The following is a 19,517-nucleotide window of genomic DNA, read 5'->3' on the forward strand; positions in this document are numbered from 1 at the left end:
CGGCTCTTCCTTTCCTTCCGTCTCCAAGGTCAGGCCCAGCGCAGGTGGAGGGGGAGCCGCCTGGGGCCGAAGATCCCTCGTGGATCGTGGAACTCGACTCCGGGGCCGGCCGTGAAGTCGCTCCAGCGGCCGAGCATCGCCTCCAGGGCGATCCGGGCTTCCAGCCGGGCCAGGGGGGCGCCGAGGCAGAAGTGGATGCCCTGCCCGAAGCTCAGGTGCGGATTGGGCCGGCGGCGGAAGTCGAAGCGGTCCGGCTCGTGGAACTGCCGCTCGTCCCGGTTGGCCGAGGCGAGCCAGGTGACCACCACCTGGCCCGCCGGGACGGTGTGCTCACCGATCCGGGCCTCCCGGGTGGTCCTGCGCGTGGTCGGGGCCAGCGGTGCGCGGTAGCGCAGCACTTCCTCGATCATGGTGGGCAGGCCGCTCGGGTCGGCGCGCAGCGCCGCGGCGGCCTCCGGGTGGTCGGCCAGGCACAGCACGGAGTTGCCCAGCAGCACCGTGGTCGTGATGTGGCCGGCGAGCAGCAGCAGGCTCACGAACCCGACCATCTCCGCGTCGTCCAGGCGCTCCCCGTCCACCTCCGCGGTCACGAGCTTGCTGATCAGATCGTCCTTGGGCGCGGCACGGCGGGAGCGGATGTGGTCCAGGGAGTAGGGGTTCATCTCGCGCATGACGGCCGCCATGGACCGCACCCGCTGCTCGTTGGGTACGAGGCCCGACTGCCCCTCCGGTGACACCAGGGCCTCGGCCCAGCGCCGGAACGTGGCGCGGTCCTCGGCCGGGATGCCCAGGAGCTCGGTGATGACGATCACCGGCAGGGGGTAGGCCAGGGCGGAGATCAGCTCTGTCCGGTCCGACCCCTTCATGGCGTCCAGCAACTCGCCGGTGACAGCGGCGATACGGGGCTCCAGCCGGGCCACCACGCGGGGGGTGAACGCCTTGCCGACCAGGGTGCGCAGCTTGCGGTGCTGGGGCGGGTCCATCCGGACGATGTTGCCCCGGGAGAAGAGGTCGACGTCCTCCTGGGCGGAGGTGAGGCCGCTGAAGTCGGACGAGAAGGTGTCGGGATCACCGAGGACCTGAACGGCCTCGGCGTACCGGAAGACATGCCAGACGCCGGTCTCCTCGTCGTGGCTGACCGGGGCCTCCTCCCGCATCCGCCTGAACCAGGCCAGTGTCGTCCCGGTCTCATCGAGCTGCTGGACGGCGGCCGGCCCGACGGCACGTTCGGTCCCGGTCATGGCGGCACCTCTCTTCCTGGTCGTTGGTGATGTGGCCGGCCGGTTCGCGGGGGTCGGCCCGCCACGCCGGGAAGGGACCGGTGATCGTCCGCCTCCGCCGGAGCATGGCGGTTACGGTTTCCCCGCGGTGTCCGGGCTTCCCGCCGCCACCAGTTCCGCGAGCGAGCGCAGTGAACTGAAAGCGCCGGGAGGATTGCCGGGATCCCATGCGACACGGAATTCTCTTTCGACTCGGTCGAGCAGAATCACCAGGGTGAGCGAGTCGACTCCGAGGCTGAGGAGCGATGCGTCCCTGTCCACCGGCTCACCGGCGGGATACTCGTCCCAGACTTCCCTCAGCAGGGTTTCCAGACGGGCCAGGACGTGAACCGCTTCAGCGTTCTCCATGCTCATTCCCCCTGTCACTGCCGGCTGCCCGGTTGCGGAGATTTTTCCGGTCGACCTTTCCGGCGGCATTGCGCGGCAGACTCGCGACGACCTCGAAATGAACGGGGCGTTTGTACCGGGCGAGATGCCGGCGTGTCAGTTCCCGCAGGGACGCGTCGAGCGCCGCGGTGTCGTCGTCCGCCGCGACCACATAGGCGAACGGAAGCTCGCCCCACTCCTCGCTCGGTGTCCCGACGACGCAGGCCTCGCGCACCGCGGGATGGCCGAGGAGGACGTGCTCGACCTCCGTGGGGAAGATTTTCTGGCCGCCACGGACGATGACGTCCTTCACGCGCCCGGTGAGGTGGACGTACCCCTGCTCGTCGACCGTCCCGAGGTCGCCCGTACGCACCCAGCCGTCCTGGAGGGTTTCCTCCGTGGCGCCGGGATCGTTCCAGTACCCGCTCATGACGCCGGGGCCGCGCACCCACAGTTCGCCGTCGCGGCTCCGGATGACGGTGCCCAGGAGGGCCCGGCCCACGGACGCGGCAGGGCCCCGGGCTTCTCCGGTCGTGTAGTCCTGGTCGGCGGGCGGGAGCGTCGCGACGACGCCCCCGGCTTCCGTCAGGCCGTACGCCTGGCGGAAGGCGCAGCCCCACGCCGCCCGCGCTTCCAGGAGCAGCGGCCGGGGCATCGGCGCCGCGCCGTAGATGACCTCCCGGAGGCGGCCGAGGCCGGTTCGCGAGGACCCTTGGGCCTTCAGGACGAACCTGAGCATGTCCGGTACGAGGAAGAGGTGCGTGACCTGTGCGCGGCGGATCGTGGCGAGGCACTCCAGCGGGGAGAACATCCGCATGAGCGCCACCGTCGCACCGGCGGCCATGTACATGAGCGGGAACACCATCGCCCCGTGGGACAGCGGGCCGCAGTGCAGGAAGACGATGTCCGTCTCCGGCATGACCTCGGCCAGGTATCCCAGGGTCACCGAGCGCAGCGAGCGGTGGTCGACGCGGACGCCCTTGGGCCGGCCCGTGGTCGCCGAGGTCTGGAGGACGAACAGCAGCTCGTCGTCGGGGACCTCACGCGCCGGGAGGCGGGGCCGGCACGAGACGGCCTCCGCGTAGGCGCTGCTTCCGTACAGCAGGACGGGGCAGTCGAAGGGGTGGTCCGCCGTCCCCGGGAGTCCCTCTTCCCCGACGACGGCGGAAACGCCGTACTCCTTGACGACGGCGGCGACTTCGTCCGCGACGGCCCCGTAGTGGACGGGTACCGCCGCCGCTCCGATCTTGCCGAGGGCGAAGTAGGTCTCGAGCACCTCGAGGCGGTTGTGCGAGACGACCGCGACCCGGTGGCCGCGCTCGATGCCCATGGCCAGGAAGGTGGTGGCCAGGCTGTCGGTCCGGCGGTCCAACTCGGCGTAGGTGACCTGTCGTTCCCCGTCGAGGACCGCGACCCGGTCGCCGTGGCGCTGCCGGCCTCTCTCCAGAAGCTGTGCCATCCAGGACATGACGAGATCTCCCCCCTGACTCGGCCTGATTCCCGGCGCAACACCTCTGGGAAGATATTTCGCCAGTTGATCGCGAAAGGCACGTTGCCGGACAGCTCCCCGCGCCAACAACCCTCATTTTGCGGGGGTACCTCAGCAGCGGGACATCTGCTAAAGGGATCGCCTGCCGGTGGGGGGCGATCGAGGGGGCGGGACCCTAACATACGTGCGGACCCATAGGTACCCCCGCAAAATCAGGGTTGTTGTGGCCAACGCTGTCCGGCAACGTGCCTTTGGTACACAAGCGATTGGTACAAAGCGATCCAAGCGTGAGTCGATTCCGGCGTGGCCGCATCGCAACCGGGCGATGCGGCCACGCCATCATCACGCTTGTCCATTCGTCACGGGGGAAACTGATGACGTCGCGCAGGTCCGTGCTGCTCTTCCGGCCGGCCTCGGGTGTGACCTCCTCCCGATCGCCTTTCTTCATTCCGTCACAGGCCACACCGCACAGATCGGAATGACGCCATGGACCACATACTCGACTACCCACACGCGGCGGACCACGCGGGCGACCTGCCACCGGAGCTGGACGAGCTGCGGGCGCGCGAGCCCGTCTCCCGCGTCCGCCTCCCGGACGGCAGGACCGCCTGGCTCGTGACCCGTCACGACGACGTGCGCACCGTGCTCTCCGGTGAGAAGTTCACCCGCGACATGTCGGCGGGGAGCGGCGCGGCGGCCACCGAGCCGGGTCGCGGCACGACGCGTACCGTCAACATGGACGGCCGTGCGCACCTCGAACTGCGGGGACTGGTGTCGAAGGCGTTCGGCGTACGGCGGATCGACGGCATGCGGCCGCGTGTCCAGGAACTGACGGACCGGCTGTTCGACTCCTTGGAGGAGGCGGGGCCGCCCGCGGACCTGGTCCGGCACGTCGCCGCTCCGCTGCCGGCCCTCGTCATCTGCGAGCTGCTCGGATTCCCCACCGAGGACCACGCCGCGCTCAGCCGGTTGTGCGACCGCATCACCACCGTGGGCGGCGGCCCCGACCAGTCGGCGTGGCGGGAGCTCAGCGCCTTCGTCGACCGCACCGTCCGGGCCAGGCGCGCGGGGCCCGGAGAGGGCCGCGCGTCGGATCCCGATGTGCTGAGCGTGCTGATCCGCGCCCACGACGAGGCACGCCTCACCGAGGAGGAGCTGGTCTCCCTCACCGTCGTCATCCTGGCGGGCGGGCTGGAGACGACGCAGACCGCGATCAGCGCCGGGCTGCTCAGGCTCTTCCGCAACCCCGACCAGTGGAAGAGGCTGCGCGACGACCCGGGACTCCTCGATCCGGCGATCGAGGAGATACTCCGCTACCAGCCGGTCGTCGACCTCAACCGCCTCCAGATGGCGACCGAGGACGTATGGCTGGGTGGCCGGCTTGTGCCGGCGGGCGACCTCGTGCAGATATCCATCAACTCCGCCAACCGCGACGACGGGATCTTCCCCGAGGCGGCACGCTTCGACATCGCGCGGCAGCCGAACCCGCACCTCGCGTTCGGCCACGGAGCGCACCACTGTCTCGGCGCGGCCCTGGCGCGGCTCGAACTGAGGACGGTGTTCTCGACGATCCTCCGGCGCTTCCCGGGGCTCCGCCTGGCGGCGGCGCCGGAGAGCCTGCGCTGGCGGGGCGGCCACGTGACGCTGGGCCTGGAGGAACTGCCCGTGACCTGGTGAGGCCCTCCTCGCGCCCCCTCCACGGCCAGGAAGGAACGTTCCATCATGCTTGTCTGCAGATACGGCGACGGCGGTGGACGCGGATACGGCCGCGTCGACCGTGATCACGACGGTGACCGCGTGGTCCCCGTCGCGTACGACGGCGCGACCGGGCGCTGGGTGCCGCGCGCGGGCCGCGCGCGCCCGGTCGGTGAGGTCACGCTCCTGCCGCCCGCCGAGCCGACCAAGATCGCGTGCATCGCCCTCAACCACACCTCCGGCGGCGGACCGGCTGCCGGGGGCGGGCGCCCGGCGGGCGCCGCCTCCTCCCCCGTGCTGCTGAAGCCGCCGTCGTCACTGGCCGGGCCCGGGGACGCCGTCGGCCACCCGGGAGCCGCCTGGGAGCTGAAGCACGAGGCCGAGCTGGCGGTCGTGATCGGGGTGCGCTGCAAGCGGGTTCGCCCCGAGTACGCGGCGGAGGTCGTGGCGGGCTACACGTGCGCGAACGACCTGACGGCGTACGCGAAAGCCCCACCGGACGCGGGCAACGGTTCCGCGCCGGCGGCGTACCCGCCCCTCTGGGCGAAACACTTCGACCGCTTCACGCCCCTGGGTCCCTGGCTGGCGACGGACCTGGATCCGGCGGGCGTCGAGATCACCTGCCAGGTGGACGGCGAGACCAGGCAGCGTGGCAGCACCCGCGACCTCATCACCCCGGTCCACGAGGTCATCGCCGTGGTCAGCGAGCACATGACGCTGGAGCCCGGTGACGTGATCCTCACCGGGACGCCCGCGGGCTCCGGGCCGCTGTCGCCCGGCGACCGGGTCGAGGTGTCGATCGGCGGCATCGGCACGCTCCGCAACACCATCGCCGTGGTCGCCGCGGATCACGCAGCGAGTGAAGAAAGGCCGTGTTGAACGATGACGACGACTGACTACGAACCCCCCATGGGCCGGACACATCTGCCGGACTTCCCCGCGTCGCCCGCCGGGCACGACCTCCTGCACCGGGATCTGCTGAGGATCTGGGGCGGACAGGACGACCAGTTGGGCCGCATCGCCGAGTACGCCCTGGTCCCGCCCGGGAAGATGCTCCGCCCGCTGCTGGTACTCGAATCGGCACGGTGTGCCGGAGGCCGTCCGGAGGACCTCACCGAACTGGCCCTGGCCGTCGAGTACCTGCATGTGGCCACCCTCATCCACGACGACATCATCGACGGCGACGACATGCGCCGTGGCCGTCCTTCCGTCCAGGCCGCCTTCGGTGTTCCCTCCGCCATCGTCGCCGGCGACGGGCTGATCCTGGAGACCTTCGCCACCCTGACCGGCGCGCGGCCCGAGGGTGTCACGGACGCCGCCGTCGTGGCGGTGGTTTCCGTGCTGGCCAGGGCCGGAGTGAGCCTGTGCCGCGGCCAGTTGCTGGAGTCGGAGTACGTCGGCGACCTGAACTGCACCGTGGACCAGTACCTGGTGATGGCCCGGCTGAAGACCGGTGTGCTCTTCGAGTCGGCCTGCCGCATCGGGGCGATCCTCGCCACCGACCGGCCGGAGTGGATCGACGCCCTGGGCGTGTTCGGGGAGCAGCTGGGCACCGCGTTCCAGGTCCGGGACGACCTGCTGGCGTTCGACGACTCCCCCGCGCTCCTCGGCAAACCGCGCGAGAGCGACCTGCACAACCGCCGCCCCACCCTGCCGGTGCTGCTGGCGTACGAGCGGGCCGGCGACGACGACCGCAAGGAGCTGGAGCGCGTCTTCCGCGACGAACGCCCCCATGACGACGCCTACGCGCTGGTGCGCGACGTCGTGGAGCGGACCGGCGCCCGTGAGGCGGCCGGGGACCACGCCGCGCGGATGATCGGACGGGCCAAGGACAGCCTCACGAGGCTGCCCGCGGGGAAGGGCGCCGACACCCTGGGGACCATCGCGGACTACGCGTCCGGGAGAAGGTTCTGACATGCGACGCGGCAGCCGGTTCGGGAACGTCCTCGCCGCGCACGTGCGGACGTGGCGCCCGTACACCCTCTGGTACGTCGGTCTGGTCGGCCTGGCCGGCGCGGCCCTGGCCGCCGACCGGCACACGCCCGGGCGCCTGGCCGCGGCATGGCTCGTGCCCACCCTGGTGTGGCTGGCGGCGCACTATCTGGGCGACTACCTCGATCGCGACCTCGACGCGATCAGCAAGCCCCAACGCCCCATACCGTCGGGGCAGCTGCGGCCCTCCACCGCGGTCGTCTGCGGTGTGGTCCTGACCTGCGGCGGGCTGGCCGTCGGCCTGAGCGTCAACGGGCTCACGGTGTTCCTGCTGGCCGGCGGGGTCGGCGGGGCGATGGCGTACAACGGCTTCTTCAAGGCGCGGGGGCTGTGGGGAAACGTTGTCCGCGGCGCGCTCACCGGCGCGGCCTTCGTGTTCGGCGCGATGATGGCCGTACGGACCCCACCGCTCGAACTGCTGCTGTTCGTGGTGGTGTTCTGGGCCCACGACGCCGCGTCCAACCTCGTCGGGACGCTGCGGGACGTCGCCGGGGACCGCGAGGGCGGTTACGTCACCTTCGCGGTGCGCCACGGGCCGCGGCGGGCGGCGGGCGCCGCGGCGGCCCTCTACGCCCTGGCCGTCGCGACGGCGGTGGCGGGGACGTTCCTCGTGCCGCGCGACCGGGCGGCGTACCTCCTCGGGATCCTGCTCGCCGCGGTGCTCGGGGCGTACGCCTTCCGGATGCTGTACGCCGCGGGGCGTGCCCTGACCTCGCGCACCGCCCTCCGCTCCCACGAAGTGCTCGTCGTCGAGCGGCTCGTGCTGGCCGCCGCCCTGCTGGTGCCGGGCCTCGGACTGCCGACGGCGCTCGGGCTCCTCGTACCCGTACTCGTCGTCACTCTCACCACTCAGCGTGTGATGCGCTCCCGGCACGAGTTCTCGCCGGACGGCCGCGCACACTCCGCAGACGGCCCCGCGGCTCCGCCCGCCTTCCAGCGCTAGAGAAGGAGGACAGTCCCCCATGTGCTCAGCTGTGGACGGTCGCGTCGAGAAGTCGGTCGCGAGGTCGGTCGCGAAGGCCGCCGAGGCCTTGTTCGAGGTGCAGCGGCCCGACGGCTCCTGGCCCAACAGGCGGCCCACCGCCGTGCTCGGTACGGCCGGCGCGCTGGCCGCGCTGCACGTCGCCGACCGCGAGCGCTCGAACGACCTCATCGAACGGGGAGCCGCCTGGCTGGCGGGCGCCCAGAACGCCGACGGCGGCTGGGGCGGGGTCGCCGGTGCCTCCACCCAGCTCGTACCCACCGTGATCGCGGCGGCGTCGCTGCACCTGGTGTCCCCGCACACCTCCCGGGAACCCGTACAGCGGGCCCTGGACCTGGTGAAGTCGTACGGCGGGACCGAGGCGCTCACCGATCCCGGCATGGCCCACATGGCCGCGACGTTCCTCGCGCTCGCCGGGCTCCAGGACCAGCAGGCCTCCCGGCGCATCCCGCTCGAACTGCTCCTGCTGCCCCAGCGGCTGTGGCGACGCCGCCTGTCCTTCCGCGTCGCGCCCTTCGTCGCGATGGCCTTCATCCAGGCGCGCCACAGCCCGCCGGAAGCGCGGCTTCAGCGGCTGCTGGACCGGCTGGCCAGGCCCGCCGGGCTGCGCACGCTCGCGCGGGTGGAACGAGGCGAGAACGCCCGCGGCGGCTACGGCGGGGACAACTGGCTGGCCGCGGTGGTGTGCCTGGGCCTCACCTGTGCCGGGGCGCCGCGCCGCGCGGTCCTCGACGCCGTCGGCTACCTGCGGGCGAACGCGCACCCCGACGGGTCCTGGCACATCATGCAGGGCCTCGACCTGATCGGCGGGTCGTACGTGGCACGCGGCCTGGCGGACGCCGGCTACCGCGCCGACCCCCGGCTGGTGCGGGCGAGGCAGTGGCTGCGCGGCTGTCAGCAGGAGGAGGCGTTCGAGGTCTACGGCGCTCCTCCCGGCGGCTGGGGCTGGGAGGGGCCGCGAGGTTGGCCGAACTTCCTCGACAGCGCCAACGTGCTGGCCGCGCTCGCGGCGGGCGGCGGCGAGGCGGGCACCGGCGACGGCGACGGCGACGTGGACACCGGCGAGGCGGGCACCGGCGACGGCGACGGCGACGTGGACACCGGCGAGGCGGGCGACGCGCACCTGCGCCGCGGGCTGCGCTGGCTGGTCTCGCGGCAGGACCGCAAGGGTTCCTGGGGGACCTTCGTCCCCGACACCACGCTCCCCAACGACGGCCCCTGCCCCTACGTCACCGCGCAGTCCGTCGAGGTCCTGCTCGACAGCGGCGTTTCCCGTCGGCACCCCGCGGTACGCAAGGCACTCGACTGGCTGCTCGCCCACCAGCGTGCCGACGGCACCTATGAGGCGCTGTGGTACCGGGGGCTCACCCCGGGTACCGCCATGGTGCTCGTGGCCCTCGGCCGCGCCGGACTCGCCGGCCACCCCGTCGCCCGGCGCGCCCGTGACGCCCTGCTGCGCAACCAACTCGCGGACGGTTCCTGGGGCCCTGGCGAGACGGGTACGCCGGGCGACGATCCTTCGCCGGGGACGGTGGAGGAGACGGCGTGGGCGCTGCGGGCGCTGCTGGCCTGCGGGGTGCCGGCCGACGACCCGCGCCTGCGCCGCGCGGCCGAATGGATCATGACCGCGCAACGGCCGGACGGCCGGTGGGACGCCAGTGCGGTGTGCGTGCACATCCGCGGCTTCGCCTATTACGTGGACGGCCTGATCGTCGACGGACTCGCCCTGAAGGCGCTCGGGGACTACCGCGGCGCGGTGGCCGCACTCCCGTACGAGGGGCAGGAGGCGTCATGACGACAGGGAACGCGCCTGCGGGCACCGTGGACGCGGACGTGGTGGTCTGCGGGGCGGGAGTGGCAGGCCTGGCGGCGGCCTGTGCGCTGGGCCGGCTGGGGCTGGACGTCGCCCTGCTGGAGAAGAACCGGCGGCAGCCACCGGTCTGGAAGGGCGAGGTCCTCCAGCCCGGCTCCCTGAACACCCTGCACTCGTGGGGCGCGCTCCCCGCCCTGGAGGCCAGGGGGGCGGTCCGCCTCAACCGGCTCGTCACCAGGAGGGCCGACGGCGCCGAACTGCTGACGATGGACTTCGGGGTGCTCGGCGGCGAGCGGCCCTGGATGCTGTCCCACGACTACACGACGATCCTGGAGTGTCTCGGGGAGTCGCTCGGCACGACCGTCCACTGGCAGCGCGGGGTGCTGGTGAAGGACGTCGTCAAGGACGGCGACGGCCGCGTCGTCGGCGTACGGGCGGTGCGCGACGGGAGCGAGTACGACGTCCGTGCCCGGCTCGTGGTGGCCGCCGACGGCATGTCCTCGCGCGTGCGCCGCCTGTCGGGACTGAGCGCGAGCCCCGTCGCGTACGGCCACAAGCTCCTGTCGTTCGAACTGGCGGGTACGCCGGACCTGGACGACGAGGTGTCCGCGTACGTCACGGACCGCGGGCTGGTCATGGTCTATCCGCTGCCGGACCGACGGACACGGGTCTACGTCCAGGTGGCGCCGGACGAGATCAGGGGCGCGGACCGGGCGCGACTGCAGCAGTGGTGCGACGAGCTGATCGCCGGCGTACCCGCGCTCGGGCCGTTGAGCCCGGCGTTCAAGGAGGGACTGGACCGCAGGCAGTTGCTGCCGGTGTGGCAGTACCGGGCCCCGTCCCTGGTACGGCCGGGCATCGCCCTGATCGGCGAGGCCGCACACGGCGTGCACCCGTTGGCGGCGCAGGGGATGAACACGGCCATCGGAGACGCCCAGGTCCTCGCGGACCGGCTCGCCGGCGTCGACGTCACCGGGCGGGAGGCGGTCGACCGGGCGCTGCGGGCGTACGAGGCCGGGCGCCGCGACAGGATCCGGGACATCCACGTCATGAGTCACCGTGCCGCGCGCATGATGACGAGCACCTCCGGCCTGGGCAGGGCGCTGGGCCTGCGGCTGCTGACCGGGACGGCCAGGAGCGCCCGCTTGCGCCGGCTGACCACCTACAACATGTCGGGCCTCGGTATGCGCCCTCTCGGCACCGTGGACCGGCTCGTTCAGCTGGGGGTGCTCCCCGACCGCAAGGTGCCCCGGCTGCCGGCGCCGAAGTGATCCACGAGGGAAGAAGGGTGGGAAGATGTCAGAGTCACTCAGGACGGCCTTCGATGTCCGTCCGCTGTCCGGTGCTCTGGGAGCCGAGGTGCTCGGCGTACGCCTGGAGGACATCACCGACGAGGAGTTCGCCGAACTGCGCCGGCTGCTGCTGCGGTATCTGGTGCTCTTCCTGCCGGAGCAGGAGGGGTGGTCGTCCGAGTCGCGCATCGCCTTCGGCCGCCGGTTCGGGGAGCTCGAGGTCCATCCGTATCTGCCGCACCTCGACGGGCATCCGGAGATACAGATCATCGACTCGGAGCAGGACGGCAAGATCCCGATCTGGCACACCGACATGACGTACTCGCCGAATCCGCCGATCGGGTCCGTCCTGCAGATCGTCCGCAGCCCCGGGAGGGGAGGCGACACGATGTGGTCCAACCAGTATCTGGCCTACGAGTCCCTGTCCGCCCCGATGCGCGAGCTGCTCGACGGCCTCACGGCGATTCACGCCATCCACATCCCGGGGCTGGACAGCCGGGCGGAGCACCCCGTGGTGCGGGTCCACCCGGAGACGGGCCGCCGGGCGCTGTTCGTCAACCGCGCCCACACCTCGCACATCGTGCAGCTCAGCCGGAACGAGAGTGACGCGCTGCTGCAGTTCCTCACCGAGTTCTCCACCTCACCGCAGTTCACCTGCCGGTACCAGTGGCGGCCGGGCGACGTGGCGATCTGGGACAACCGGGTCACGCAGCACTACGCCGTCGACGACTACGAGGAACGCCGTACGGGCCTGCGGGTGGTGGTGCTCGGGGACGACCCGACCGGGAATAAGCCCCGGTGGTCCCCGTACCGGCCGAAGCCGGGTGAGCGCTACGCGCCGGCCCGGGTGAACGCGAAGGAGCCCTACTGAGAGCACATCGAGCGGCGGCCGGCCGGCCGTTCGTCAGGCCGGCCGCCGCTCGATGAAGTCCCTCTTGCCTCTAGAACGGGACGATCCCGGAGGCGACGGCCCAGCCGATGAGCCGGGATTTGGTGGCCGCCCCGACGCGGTGTCTGGCCTCGCGCAGGTGCTCGTCCACCGTGTTCTTCGATATGCCCAGTCGACGGGCGGTCTCCTTCGCGGTGAGGCCCAGAACGGCGAGCCTCACCACTTCCGTCTGCCTCGGGGTGAGTGATGGTTCGCTGGCTAGCCTGGTCACTGAACACCTCGCATTCGCATGTACGTGAGACTGGCTGTCGTTGTTCCGGCAGGCTGCGGCCCCGGACCAGTTCTCCGAGGCCCTGCCGGCTCACCCCGGTGGGGGTGAAGTCCGGGTGGGGGCGTCCGGTCGCACGTCGGTGGAGTCGGCGGGGACGGATTCCCTGGCGGCTTCCGCCTCGATGAGCCGCCGGGGCAGGAGCCACCGCAACAGCGGTCCGGCCATCGCGGTCGTCACGACCGCCATGACCACCATGAGCGAGTACAGGTCCTGCTGGATGATCCCCAGGTTCAGCCCCACGCTCAGGGCGATGAGCTCGGTCAGGCCACGGGTGTTCATCAGGGTGGCCAGTGCCGCGGACTGCCGCGACGGCATCCCGTGCGCGCGGGCCGCGAGGAACGCGCCGGCGAACTTCCCCCCGATGGCCACCAGGAGGATCAGGCCCAGGTCGCCGAGTCCGCCCACGCTCAGCCCGGACAGGTCGACGTTGAGCCCGGCGACCACGAAGAAGACCGGCAGGAGCAGCACGTCGCTGAGCCGGCCGAGCTGGTCGCGGATCCCGGCGCGCAGCCGCGCCGTCCGCTCACGCGGGATGACGGCGCCGAACAGGAACGCCCCGAAGATGAAGTGCAGCCCCACCCACTCCGTCGTGGCGGCGGACGCCAGCATCCCCACGAGGGCGCACGCCGTCCACGCCGGGGTGAGCCGGACGGTGCCCCCGTGCGCCAGGACCCGGCGCAGCAGGGGCCGCAGGACGAAGAGCATGCCGAGCACGTACGGCAGGGCGAGGAGCATCCTCGCGGGGCCCGGGCCCGCCGCCCCGCTCAGGGCGGCCACCCCGGCGAGCACCGACCAGGCCAGTACGTCGTCGATGGACGCGCAGGCGAGCGCCAGCACGCCCAGCGTCGTCCGCTCCATGCCCCGGTCGGTGAGGATGCGGGCCAGCACCGGGAACGCGGTGATCGACATGGCGATGCCCATGAAGAGCACGAACGCGGCCTTGTCGGGGGTGTCGTACTCCCGCATGAGGTACACGGCCAGTGCGGCGCCCAGGCCGAACGGCAGGAGGACGGAGCTCAGGGACACGGTGACCGCGAACCCGCCGGAGCCCCTGGCCAGGGCCGGGTCCCACTCCAGGCCGACGATGAACATGAAGACGGCGACCCCGACGGCGGCCAGGACGCCCAGGCTCGGCCGGATACCGGCCGGGAAGAGGTGGTCGGAGACCGCGCCACCGAACAGTGTCGGGCCCATCAGGACGCCGGCCAGCACCTCACCGATGACCGCCGGCTGGTCGAACCGGCGCGCCACGGCGCCGAGCAGTCGCGCCAGGAGCACGACGGCCGCCAGGGCGAAGAACAGTTCCGTGAGGTGCTGGGCGTTCATGGGATCCGTTTCTGATTCCGGCGGGGAAGCAGCAGGTACGGCAACCGTGAACGATCCGGGCCATGACGGCAGGGAGGCGAGCGGGGGGCTCGCCCTGCCCGGACCAGGGGCCGGTGGAGGGGGTCAGGCGGCGGCAAGCCCTGGGGAAACGTGCCCACGTGTCCCGGGCGCCAGCCCGGCCCGGCCGTAGCGTGCGGCCGGGGAGCCCAACGGCTCCGGCGACGGCCGGTGTTGACGAGATTCGGGTGCGGAGGGTCTCGTGCGCGCTAACGGTACGATGGGCATGATCGAACACTAATGGGCGTCCGCCCACTCGTCAACGGCATTATTGCCCGGCGTGGGGTCGACACCTTCCGCGCGACGATGTCGCCACCACCGGCGTCCAGTCGCGCGGCGCCGGGGCATCGGGGGCCGGACGTCTCGTCGGAACCGGGGCCACCGGGCGGCTCCGTGGCCGAAGCAGACGCGTCCCGCGGGTGCGCTGCGCGCCCGCGGGACGCCCGGGAACGGCTGTCAGAACATGCGGAGCTTGTTCGTGAAGACGTGAGCGGCGATCCGGTCACCGAGCTTGAGGCCGTCCTCGGCATCCCAGGGGAAATGGACGCCGAGCCAGACACGGCTGTAGGCGTCCTCGCGGGCGGCGGAGCTGAAGCTGGTGAAGTGACGTGTCTTCACGGGCGACTGCGGGTCGTCGGTGGTCATGTCGAACGCGATGCCGTCGCTGCCGAAGTACCGCTGCATGATGCCGGCCCACGCCGCGCCGAACGTCGCGTGGCCCGAGGCCCACGCCGGGAAGCACGGGTTGACGTTCACCCCCGCCCGGGTCTTGAGCAGCGGCTTCCACTCGGGGTCCAGCCCGCCCTCGCGTATGGCCGAGACCGGGCGCCAAAGGTCGATGTTCGTCAGGAACTTCACGTCCCGGACGGCGATCCCCGCGTCCGCCATCGCGATCGAGACCAGCGCGAAGAGCCTGGCGTTCTCGTAGGTGTCCAGCCCGCGTGCGTCCGCCACCTCACGGGTCGCCTGCAGCAGCTGGCCCGGCGGCTTGTACGTGCCGTCCTCGTCGTTGGCCCAGAACCAGGCGGCGGCCTCCTGGTCCGCGGTGCGGTTGACGACGGGCGTCTTCGCGGTCGGCCCGTCCGCGCCCGCCGAGCGGACCGCTTCCACCTGCGCCTTGTACGCGTCGCTGGCGAGCAGCTTCGCGTACGTTCCGTACAGCCCCGGCGTCGGCGGGCGGAACTGCGATCCGGAGGTGAGGGCGAAGGGCGTGACCAGCCCCCAGTAGGGGCTGACCGCCTGGCTGTGCTGCGAGCAGGACGGGTCGGGCATGTCCGGGTAGCTCGTCGGCCGCCAGGCTCCCGGTTCGAACGAACCGGCGTACACTCGGTCGTCGCCGGAGCGGTCCCCGTTCCGCGCGTTCATCATCTGCGTCACCATCTTGTTGACGACGGTGACGTCGAGGAGGTCGAACTCCGTGGGCTCGGTCCCGAACCGCTCACGGAACTTCGCGTCCAGGAACTGGGTCTGGTTCTTGCCGTACAGCTTCAGCAGGATGTTGTACGCGGTCCGCCCGATCACCCGCTCTTCCTCGTCCGGTCCCTCGACCCAGCCGGCGTACTTCTCGGCGTGGATGTAGGCCTCGGAGGTGATCTTGCCCTTCCACTTCAACTGGTACGAACTCTCCGCGTCGTAGATCGCGGCGTTCATCATCGCGGCCGCCCGGGCCATGGGCCCTGGCCCACCGCCCTCGCGACGGATGACCTGCAGGAGAACGTCGTTCCAGTAGTGCACAGGATCGGCTATGGGGTGCGCGGGCAACGCGGCCTGCGCGGGCTGCGGGGCGACGGTGAGCACGCTCCCCGTCGCCGCCACCACCGCGGCGGCCGCCAAAGCCCGTCTCCATGTGCCTCTGCTGCGCCTGCTGGATGGAACGCGTGCGGGCATCTCTGGCTCCTCGTGACCATCCCGTTTGATCACCACCCGAGCGGTGGCGGCGAGATCATGGCGCGCACACGTGCCGCAGCGGAATGCTCCGGACCCGGGCAAGCCCGGAATGGCTCATGCCGGGGCCCATCCTGTCCGGTTCCCGCCGTGCCCGCCGTGCTTGCCGCGCTTCTCACACGACAGCCGGCATTCCGCCAGATGCCCCGGGCGCCGGTCGGACGTCGTGTTGGCGCAGCCACAGGACCAGGGGCCAGTCCTGGTCCTTCGGCGTCAGTGGCCGGCGGCGAGTTCGCCGCTGAGCTTGTCGTGGAGGTGGGCGCTGGGGGTGTTGAGGCCGGTGATCTTTACGGTCTTGCCGCGCTGGGCGTACTTGTTCTCCACCGCATCGAGGGCGGCGACGGAGGAGGCGTCCCAGATGTGGGCCGCGCTCAGGTCGATGACGACGTTCTTCGGGTCGCCGGCGTAGTCGAACTGGCCGACGAGGTCGTTGGAGGAGGCGAAGAACAGTTCACCGGTGACCCGATAGACGACGGTGCTGCCGTCGGGGTCGGTGACGGCGGTGACCTCGGCGAGGTGGGCCACCCGCCTGGCGAAGACGACCATGGCGGTGACCGAGCCTGCGACGACGCCGATGGCGAGGTTGTGGGTCGCGACGACGCAGGCGACGGTGACGAGCATGACGAGGATCTCGCCGGCCGGCATGCGCCTGAGGGTCTTCGGGGCGACGGAGTGCCAGTCGAAGGTCGCGAACGAGACCATCACCATGACGGCGACCAGGGCGGCCATGGGGATGTCGGAGACGACCGGGCCGAAGACGATGCACAGCACCATCAGGAACGCGCCCGCGAGGAAGGTCGACAGGCGGGTGCGGGCGCCGGAGACCTTCACGTTGATCATCGTCTGGCCGATCATGGCGCAGCCGCCCATGCCGCCGAAGAACCCGGTGACGATGTTGGCGATGCCCTGGCCGACGGACTCGCGGGTCTTGCTGGAGTGGGTGTCGGTGATGTCGTCGACCAGCTTCGCGGTCATCAGCGACTCCATCAGGCCGACGAGCGCCATGGCGAAGGCGTACGGCGCGATCGTCGTCAGCGTGTCCAGGGTGAACGGCACGTCCGGCAGCCCGGGCACGGGCAGGGAGGACGGCAGGGCACCCTTGTCGCCCACCGTCGGCACCGCGATCCCGGCCGCCACGGTGATGACGGTCAGGATGACGATCGAGACGAGCGGGGCCGGGATCACGGTGGTGACCTTCGGGAAGAACACCATGAGCGCCAGTCCGCCGATGATCAGCGGGTACACGGCCCACGGCACGTCCGTCATCTCCGGGACCTGGGCCATGAAGATCAGGATCGCCAGGGAGTTGACGAAGCCGACCATCACCGAACGCGGGATGAACCGCATCAGCTTCGCCACCCCGACCGCCCCCAGGACCACCTGGAAGACACCGGCGAGGATCACCGCGGCGATCAAGTAGCCCAGGCCGTGCTCACGGTTCAGCGGGGCGGTGACGAGGGCGATGGCGCCGGTGGCGGCGGAGATCATCGCCCGGCGTCCGCCGACGATCGAGATGACGACGGCCATGGTGAAGGAGGCGAACAGGCCGATCGCCGGATCGACGCCCGCGATGATCGAGAACGAGATCGCCTCGGGGATCAGCGCGAGCGCGACGACGAGGCCCGCGAGGACCTCGGTGCGCCAGACCTTCGGGTCGGACAGCCAGTCGGGCTTCATGCCGCGCAGACGCGCGGCCGGGGACACGGCGGAGGCAACGGAGGACAAGAGAGCGAACCTGTCGTGCTCGGGCACACCCCGGGCGGCAGGCCGGGGCGAGCGGGAGGGCGCGGTGGAGCCGGGTCGGCACTCCGCGGGCTGCTCCGCGAGCGGGCGCGGAGCCGGAGGAGAGGGAGGGACCGAGAGGCCGTGTGATGTGCGCCGGGCTCAGGTCCAGGGGCGCATCGTCACGGCGGGCAGGCGGCGCCGGGCGTCATGAGCTCGCGCACGCTTCTTTCCTGCAAGAATCGGGACGTCGCCGGGGGCGGCGTCGGCCCCGGCACAGCATCAGCGGGGCAGCGGCGCGCCGCCCTCACCGAGGAAACTCTACCCTAACGTTAGGGTAGAGGGAGGCGGTGCCCGCTCGGGCCCCGGCGACAGCCACGAGAAGGGCCGGAGGACCACGGGCGTGGACGGCAAGCACATGCAGATCGGCGAAGTGGCCACGCGGACCGAGCTGTCCCTGCGCACGATCCGGCACTACGAGGAGGCCGGCCTGGTCGTTCCCTCGGCCCGCTCCCAGGGAGGTTTCCGCCTCTACACCGAGCGTGACGTCGAACGGCTCATGGTCATTCGCCGTATGAAGCCCCTCGGCTTCACCTTGGAGCAGATGCGCGACCTGCTCGGCGCCACCGACCGCCTCGACGGAGAGGACCTCTCCACGGGCGAGCGGGAGGTCCTGCTGGCACGTGTTCGAGAATACGAGCAGAGCGTCGCCGAGCAGGTGGCCAAGCTGCGCGTACAGCTGGCGCGGGCCGAGGAGTTCGCGCGGACGCTGCACGAGCGAGTGGAACGCAACCAGAACACCACGGTCTCGTAGGCGTCCGGGCTCACTCCTCTGGCGGCGCGTACGCGTGGAGGTCGCGCCGGAGCCGGAGGAGACCGCGCCCGAGGGGATCAGCGGCGGGTGAGGTGCCGGAAGGCGATGACGGCCTGCAGAGCGGCCGCCGGTCGCAGCAGGACGGGGCGCGGCCGCTCGGGCATGGCGCCGCGGCGTAGCGCGAAGCCGGTGACGGTGACGACGGGGAGCGCCCAGGCCGCGACCGCCGCCATCCGTACGGTGCGGCTGGGCTCGTGGCGCAGGGTGAGCCACATCCAGTAGGCGGCGTCGGCGAAGGTGTCCGCGTAGTCCCCGAACGGGGAGGCCGTGGCCCGGCGGCGGGCGAGACGTCCGTCGGCGAGGTCGAGACCGATCGCCAGCACCCCGGAGGCGCGGCCGGCTCCGCCGGGCAGGGCGGGAAGGCCGGCCCGCAGCAGCGTCAAGACGTCCGCGACGGCCAGGCGGCCGCGGTCCTCCAGCAGCCCCAGGTGCAGGACGGACAGGGCCCAACTGCTCGCCACCCAGCGGCCCCCGGGCCGTCTGCCGGCAGCCAACGCGTACAGGGCGCCGTGCAGGACAGTGAGCTCGGCCAGGGCCCGCGGGCGGCGGGCGGCCTGGAACACGGACCGGTGGACGGCCTGCCCGAGGAAGCGTGCGAGGGCCGCCGGGGTGAGGCGCCCTTCGCGCACTTCGCTGAGCAGCGCGTTCGTGGCGGCGCGGCTGTCGGTCATCTCGGCGACGGGCTGCACGCTCTCCTCCCTTCCGGCGCTTCGTGATGACGCTCAGGCTAGGGGCTGAACGCGCGGGGAACGGTGAGCGCGCTCACTGACCGCCGGCGCTGCCCGGCCCTAGCGTCGGTGGGAAGAAGCAACGGACGTGTGGAGAGGTCTGGGCGATGGTGTGGATCGGTGCTCTGGCGACGGCTGCGGTGGCGGGTGCGGGTGCGGGTGCGGCGGCCGGGTATCTCGGCCTGGTGACCGGGGCTCTGCCCCTGGATCTGGGCGTGGGCCGGCGCACCCGGCCGCTGGGGCCGCAGACCATCGATGTCGCCGCGCCGCGCGAGGTGGTGTTCGACGTCATCGCCCAGCCGTATCTGGGCAGGGCCACGCGGGCGATGCGGGAGAAGGTCCAGGTCCTCGAGCGTGGCTCCGACATGGTGCTCGCCGCCCATCGCACGCCGGTCGCGGGCGGCAAGCTGACGGCGACGACGGTGGAGACGGTGCGCTTCACCCGCCCGGAGCGGATCGACTTCCGCCTGGTGCGCGGGCCGGTGCCCGCCGTCACCGAGTCGTTCGTCCTCACCGGGCACGGGCCGGGTACGCGGCTGGTGTACGAGGGGGAGCTGGCCACGGACCTGTGGGGAGCCGGCCAGTGGTGGGGCGGCATGGTCGCGCCCCGGTGGGAGGCAACCGTCGCCGTGTCCCTGGCGGCGACCCGTCAGGAGGCCGAGCGGCGCGCGAAGGCGTCCTGATCCGTGTACCGCGTGGGCGGAGGGGTGGTGGGGGTCACGGTCTCGGCCACGTAT

17 protein-coding genes are annotated in these 19,517 nt (G+C 71.7%); 9 read left to right on the plus strand and 8 right to left on the minus strand.

Annotation, left to right across the window (positions count from 1 at the left end; all coding sequences use genetic code 11):
* Positions 1 to 29: 29 nt before the first annotated feature.
* From AMK26_RS16065 to AMK26_RS16075, 3 genes are all read right to left on the minus strand, one after another.
* Positions 30 to 1,241, minus strand: coding sequence for a cytochrome P450 (locus AMK26_RS16065; RefSeq protein WP_073755305.1), 1,212 nt, complete (start codon positions 1,239 to 1,241; stop codon positions 30 to 32).
* Positions 1,242 to 1,352: 111 nt separating this feature from the next.
* Positions 1,353 to 1,628: an acyl carrier protein gene (locus tag AMK26_RS16070; protein WP_073755306.1), complete on the minus strand. Its 276-nt coding sequence runs from the start codon at positions 1,626 to 1,628 to the stop codon at positions 1,353 to 1,355.
* Positions 1,615 to 3,114, minus strand: coding sequence for a class I adenylate-forming enzyme family protein (locus AMK26_RS16075; protein ID WP_073755307.1), 1,500 nt, complete (start codon positions 3,112 to 3,114; stop codon positions 1,615 to 1,617). The genes AMK26_RS16070 and AMK26_RS16075 overlap by 14 nt, the downstream gene beginning before the upstream one ends.
* Before the next feature lie 507 nt (positions 3,115 to 3,621).
* Between AMK26_RS16075 and AMK26_RS16080 the strand changes: the two genes are divergently transcribed.
* The 7 genes from AMK26_RS16080 to AMK26_RS16110 are packed head-to-tail and all read left to right on the plus strand — an operon-like array spanning position 3,622 to position 11,780.
* Complete coding sequence (locus tag AMK26_RS16080; RefSeq protein WP_079277617.1) at positions 3,622 to 4,812, plus strand: cytochrome P450; 1,191 nt, start codon at positions 3,622 to 3,624, stop codon at positions 4,810 to 4,812.
* A 45-nt stretch (positions 4,813 to 4,857) separates the two neighbouring features.
* On the plus strand, positions 4,858 to 5,709 hold the full coding sequence (locus tag AMK26_RS16085; protein ID WP_073755308.1) for a fumarylacetoacetate hydrolase family protein: 852 nt from the start codon (positions 4,858 to 4,860) through the stop codon (positions 5,707 to 5,709).
* Between the two features lie 30 nt (positions 5,710 to 5,739).
* Positions 5,740 to 6,744 carry a polyprenyl synthetase family protein gene (locus AMK26_RS16090; RefSeq protein WP_073755309.1) on the plus strand — a complete coding sequence of 335 codons (1,005 nt, stop codon included), beginning with the start codon at positions 5,740 to 5,742 and terminating at the stop codon, positions 6,742 to 6,744.
* Position 6,745: 1 nt separating this feature from the next.
* Entirely contained in the window at positions 6,746 to 7,765 is a 1,020-nt protein-coding gene (locus AMK26_RS16095; RefSeq protein WP_073755310.1) for a UbiA family prenyltransferase, read from the plus strand.
* Positions 7,766 to 7,784: 19 nt separating this feature from the next.
* Positions 7,785 to 9,599, plus strand: coding sequence for a prenyltransferase/squalene oxidase repeat-containing protein (locus AMK26_RS16100; RefSeq protein ID WP_073755311.1), 1,815 nt, complete (start codon positions 7,785 to 7,787; stop codon positions 9,597 to 9,599).
* Positions 9,596 to 10,888 (plus strand): FAD-dependent oxidoreductase, encoded by a 1,293-nt coding sequence (locus tag AMK26_RS16105; protein WP_079277619.1) that lies wholly within the window; start codon positions 9,596 to 9,598, stop codon positions 10,886 to 10,888. The genes AMK26_RS16100 and AMK26_RS16105 overlap by 4 nt, the downstream gene beginning before the upstream one ends.
* A gap of 25 nt (positions 10,889 to 10,913) precedes the next feature.
* Positions 10,914 to 11,780: a TauD/TfdA dioxygenase family protein gene (locus AMK26_RS16110; RefSeq protein ID WP_073755312.1), complete on the plus strand. Its 867-nt coding sequence runs from the start codon at positions 10,914 to 10,916 to the stop codon at positions 11,778 to 11,780.
* Between the two features lie 70 nt (positions 11,781 to 11,850).
* Here AMK26_RS16110 and AMK26_RS16115 read toward each other — a convergent pair whose 3' ends face one another.
* The 4 genes from AMK26_RS16115 to AMK26_RS16130 form a co-directional block, all read right to left on the minus strand.
* Positions 11,851 to 12,069: a helix-turn-helix domain-containing protein gene (locus AMK26_RS16115; RefSeq protein ID WP_073755313.1), complete on the minus strand. Its 219-nt coding sequence runs from the start codon at positions 12,067 to 12,069 to the stop codon at positions 11,851 to 11,853.
* A gap of 90 nt (positions 12,070 to 12,159) precedes the next feature.
* Positions 12,160 to 13,455: a cation:proton antiporter gene (locus tag AMK26_RS16120; RefSeq protein WP_073755314.1), complete on the minus strand. Its 1,296-nt coding sequence runs from the start codon at positions 13,453 to 13,455 to the stop codon at positions 12,160 to 12,162.
* 513 nt (positions 13,456 to 13,968) lie between these two features.
* A complete protein-coding gene (locus tag AMK26_RS16125) occupies positions 13,969 to 15,345 on the minus strand; it encodes a vanadium-dependent haloperoxidase (RefSeq protein ID WP_241837918.1) in 1,377 nt (458 codons plus the stop codon).
* Between the two features lie 324 nt (positions 15,346 to 15,669).
* Positions 15,670 to 17,160 carry a SulP family inorganic anion transporter gene (locus AMK26_RS16130; RefSeq protein WP_073755316.1) on the minus strand — a complete coding sequence of 497 codons (1,491 nt, stop codon included), beginning with the start codon at positions 17,158 to 17,160 and terminating at the stop codon, positions 15,670 to 15,672.
* A gap of 421 nt (positions 17,161 to 17,581) precedes the next feature.
* On the opposite strand from AMK26_RS16130, the gene AMK26_RS16135 reads away from it, so the two are divergent.
* Complete coding sequence (locus AMK26_RS16135; protein ID WP_198944077.1) at positions 17,582 to 17,992, plus strand: MerR family transcriptional regulator; 411 nt, start codon at positions 17,582 to 17,584, stop codon at positions 17,990 to 17,992.
* Between the two features lie 77 nt (positions 17,993 to 18,069).
* Here the strand turns inward: AMK26_RS16135 and AMK26_RS16140 are convergent, their stop codons facing one another.
* Entirely contained in the window at positions 18,070 to 18,741 is a 672-nt protein-coding gene (locus AMK26_RS16140) for a CDP-alcohol phosphatidyltransferase family protein (RefSeq protein WP_073755317.1), read from the minus strand.
* Between the two features lie 146 nt (positions 18,742 to 18,887).
* On the opposite strand from AMK26_RS16140, the gene AMK26_RS16145 reads away from it, so the two are divergent.
* Positions 18,888 to 19,463, plus strand: a complete 576-nt coding sequence (locus AMK26_RS16145; RefSeq protein WP_073755318.1) for an SRPBCC family protein — start codon at positions 18,888 to 18,890, stop codon at positions 19,461 to 19,463.
* Positions 19,464 to 19,517 lie beyond the last annotated feature (54 nt).

Source organism: Streptomyces sp. CB03234 (genome assembly GCF_001905885.1).
Classification (GTDB): Bacteria; Actinomycetota; Actinomycetes; order Streptomycetales; family Streptomycetaceae; genus Streptomyces.

Coding starts and splice junctions, on each gene's coding strand:
- AMK26_RS16090 (WP_073755309.1), top strand. CDS start 5,740: ATGGGCCGGACACATCTGCCGGACTTCCCCGCGTCGCCCGCCGGGCAC.
- AMK26_RS16120 (WP_073755314.1), bottom strand. CDS start 13,455: ATGAACGCCCAGCACCTCACGGAACTGTTCTTCGCCCTGGCGGCCGTC.
- AMK26_RS16080 (WP_079277617.1), top strand. CDS start 3,622: ATGGACCACATACTCGACTACCCACACGCGGCGGACCACGCGGGCGAC.
- AMK26_RS16070 (WP_073755306.1), bottom strand. CDS start 1,628: ATGGAGAACGCTGAAGCGGTTCACGTCCTGGCCCGTCTGGAAACCCTG.
- AMK26_RS16110 (WP_073755312.1), top strand. CDS start 10,914: ATGTCAGAGTCACTCAGGACGGCCTTCGATGTCCGTCCGCTGTCCGGT.
- AMK26_RS16100 (WP_073755311.1), top strand. CDS start 7,785: ATGTGCTCAGCTGTGGACGGTCGCGTCGAGAAGTCGGTCGCGAGGTCG.
- AMK26_RS16145 (WP_073755318.1), top strand. CDS start 18,888: ATGGTGTGGATCGGTGCTCTGGCGACGGCTGCGGTGGCGGGTGCGGGT.
- AMK26_RS16065 (WP_073755305.1), bottom strand. CDS start 1,241: ATGACCGGGACCGAACGTGCCGTCGGGCCGGCCGCCGTCCAGCAGCTC.
- AMK26_RS16075 (WP_073755307.1), bottom strand. CDS start 3,114: ATGTCCTGGATGGCACAGCTTCTGGAGAGAGGCCGGCAGCGCCACGGC.
- AMK26_RS16095 (WP_073755310.1), top strand. CDS start 6,746: ATGCGACGCGGCAGCCGGTTCGGGAACGTCCTCGCCGCGCACGTGCGG.
- AMK26_RS16085 (WP_073755308.1), top strand. CDS start 4,858: ATGCTTGTCTGCAGATACGGCGACGGCGGTGGACGCGGATACGGCCGC.
- AMK26_RS16105 (WP_079277619.1), top strand. CDS start 9,596: ATGACGACAGGGAACGCGCCTGCGGGCACCGTGGACGCGGACGTGGTG.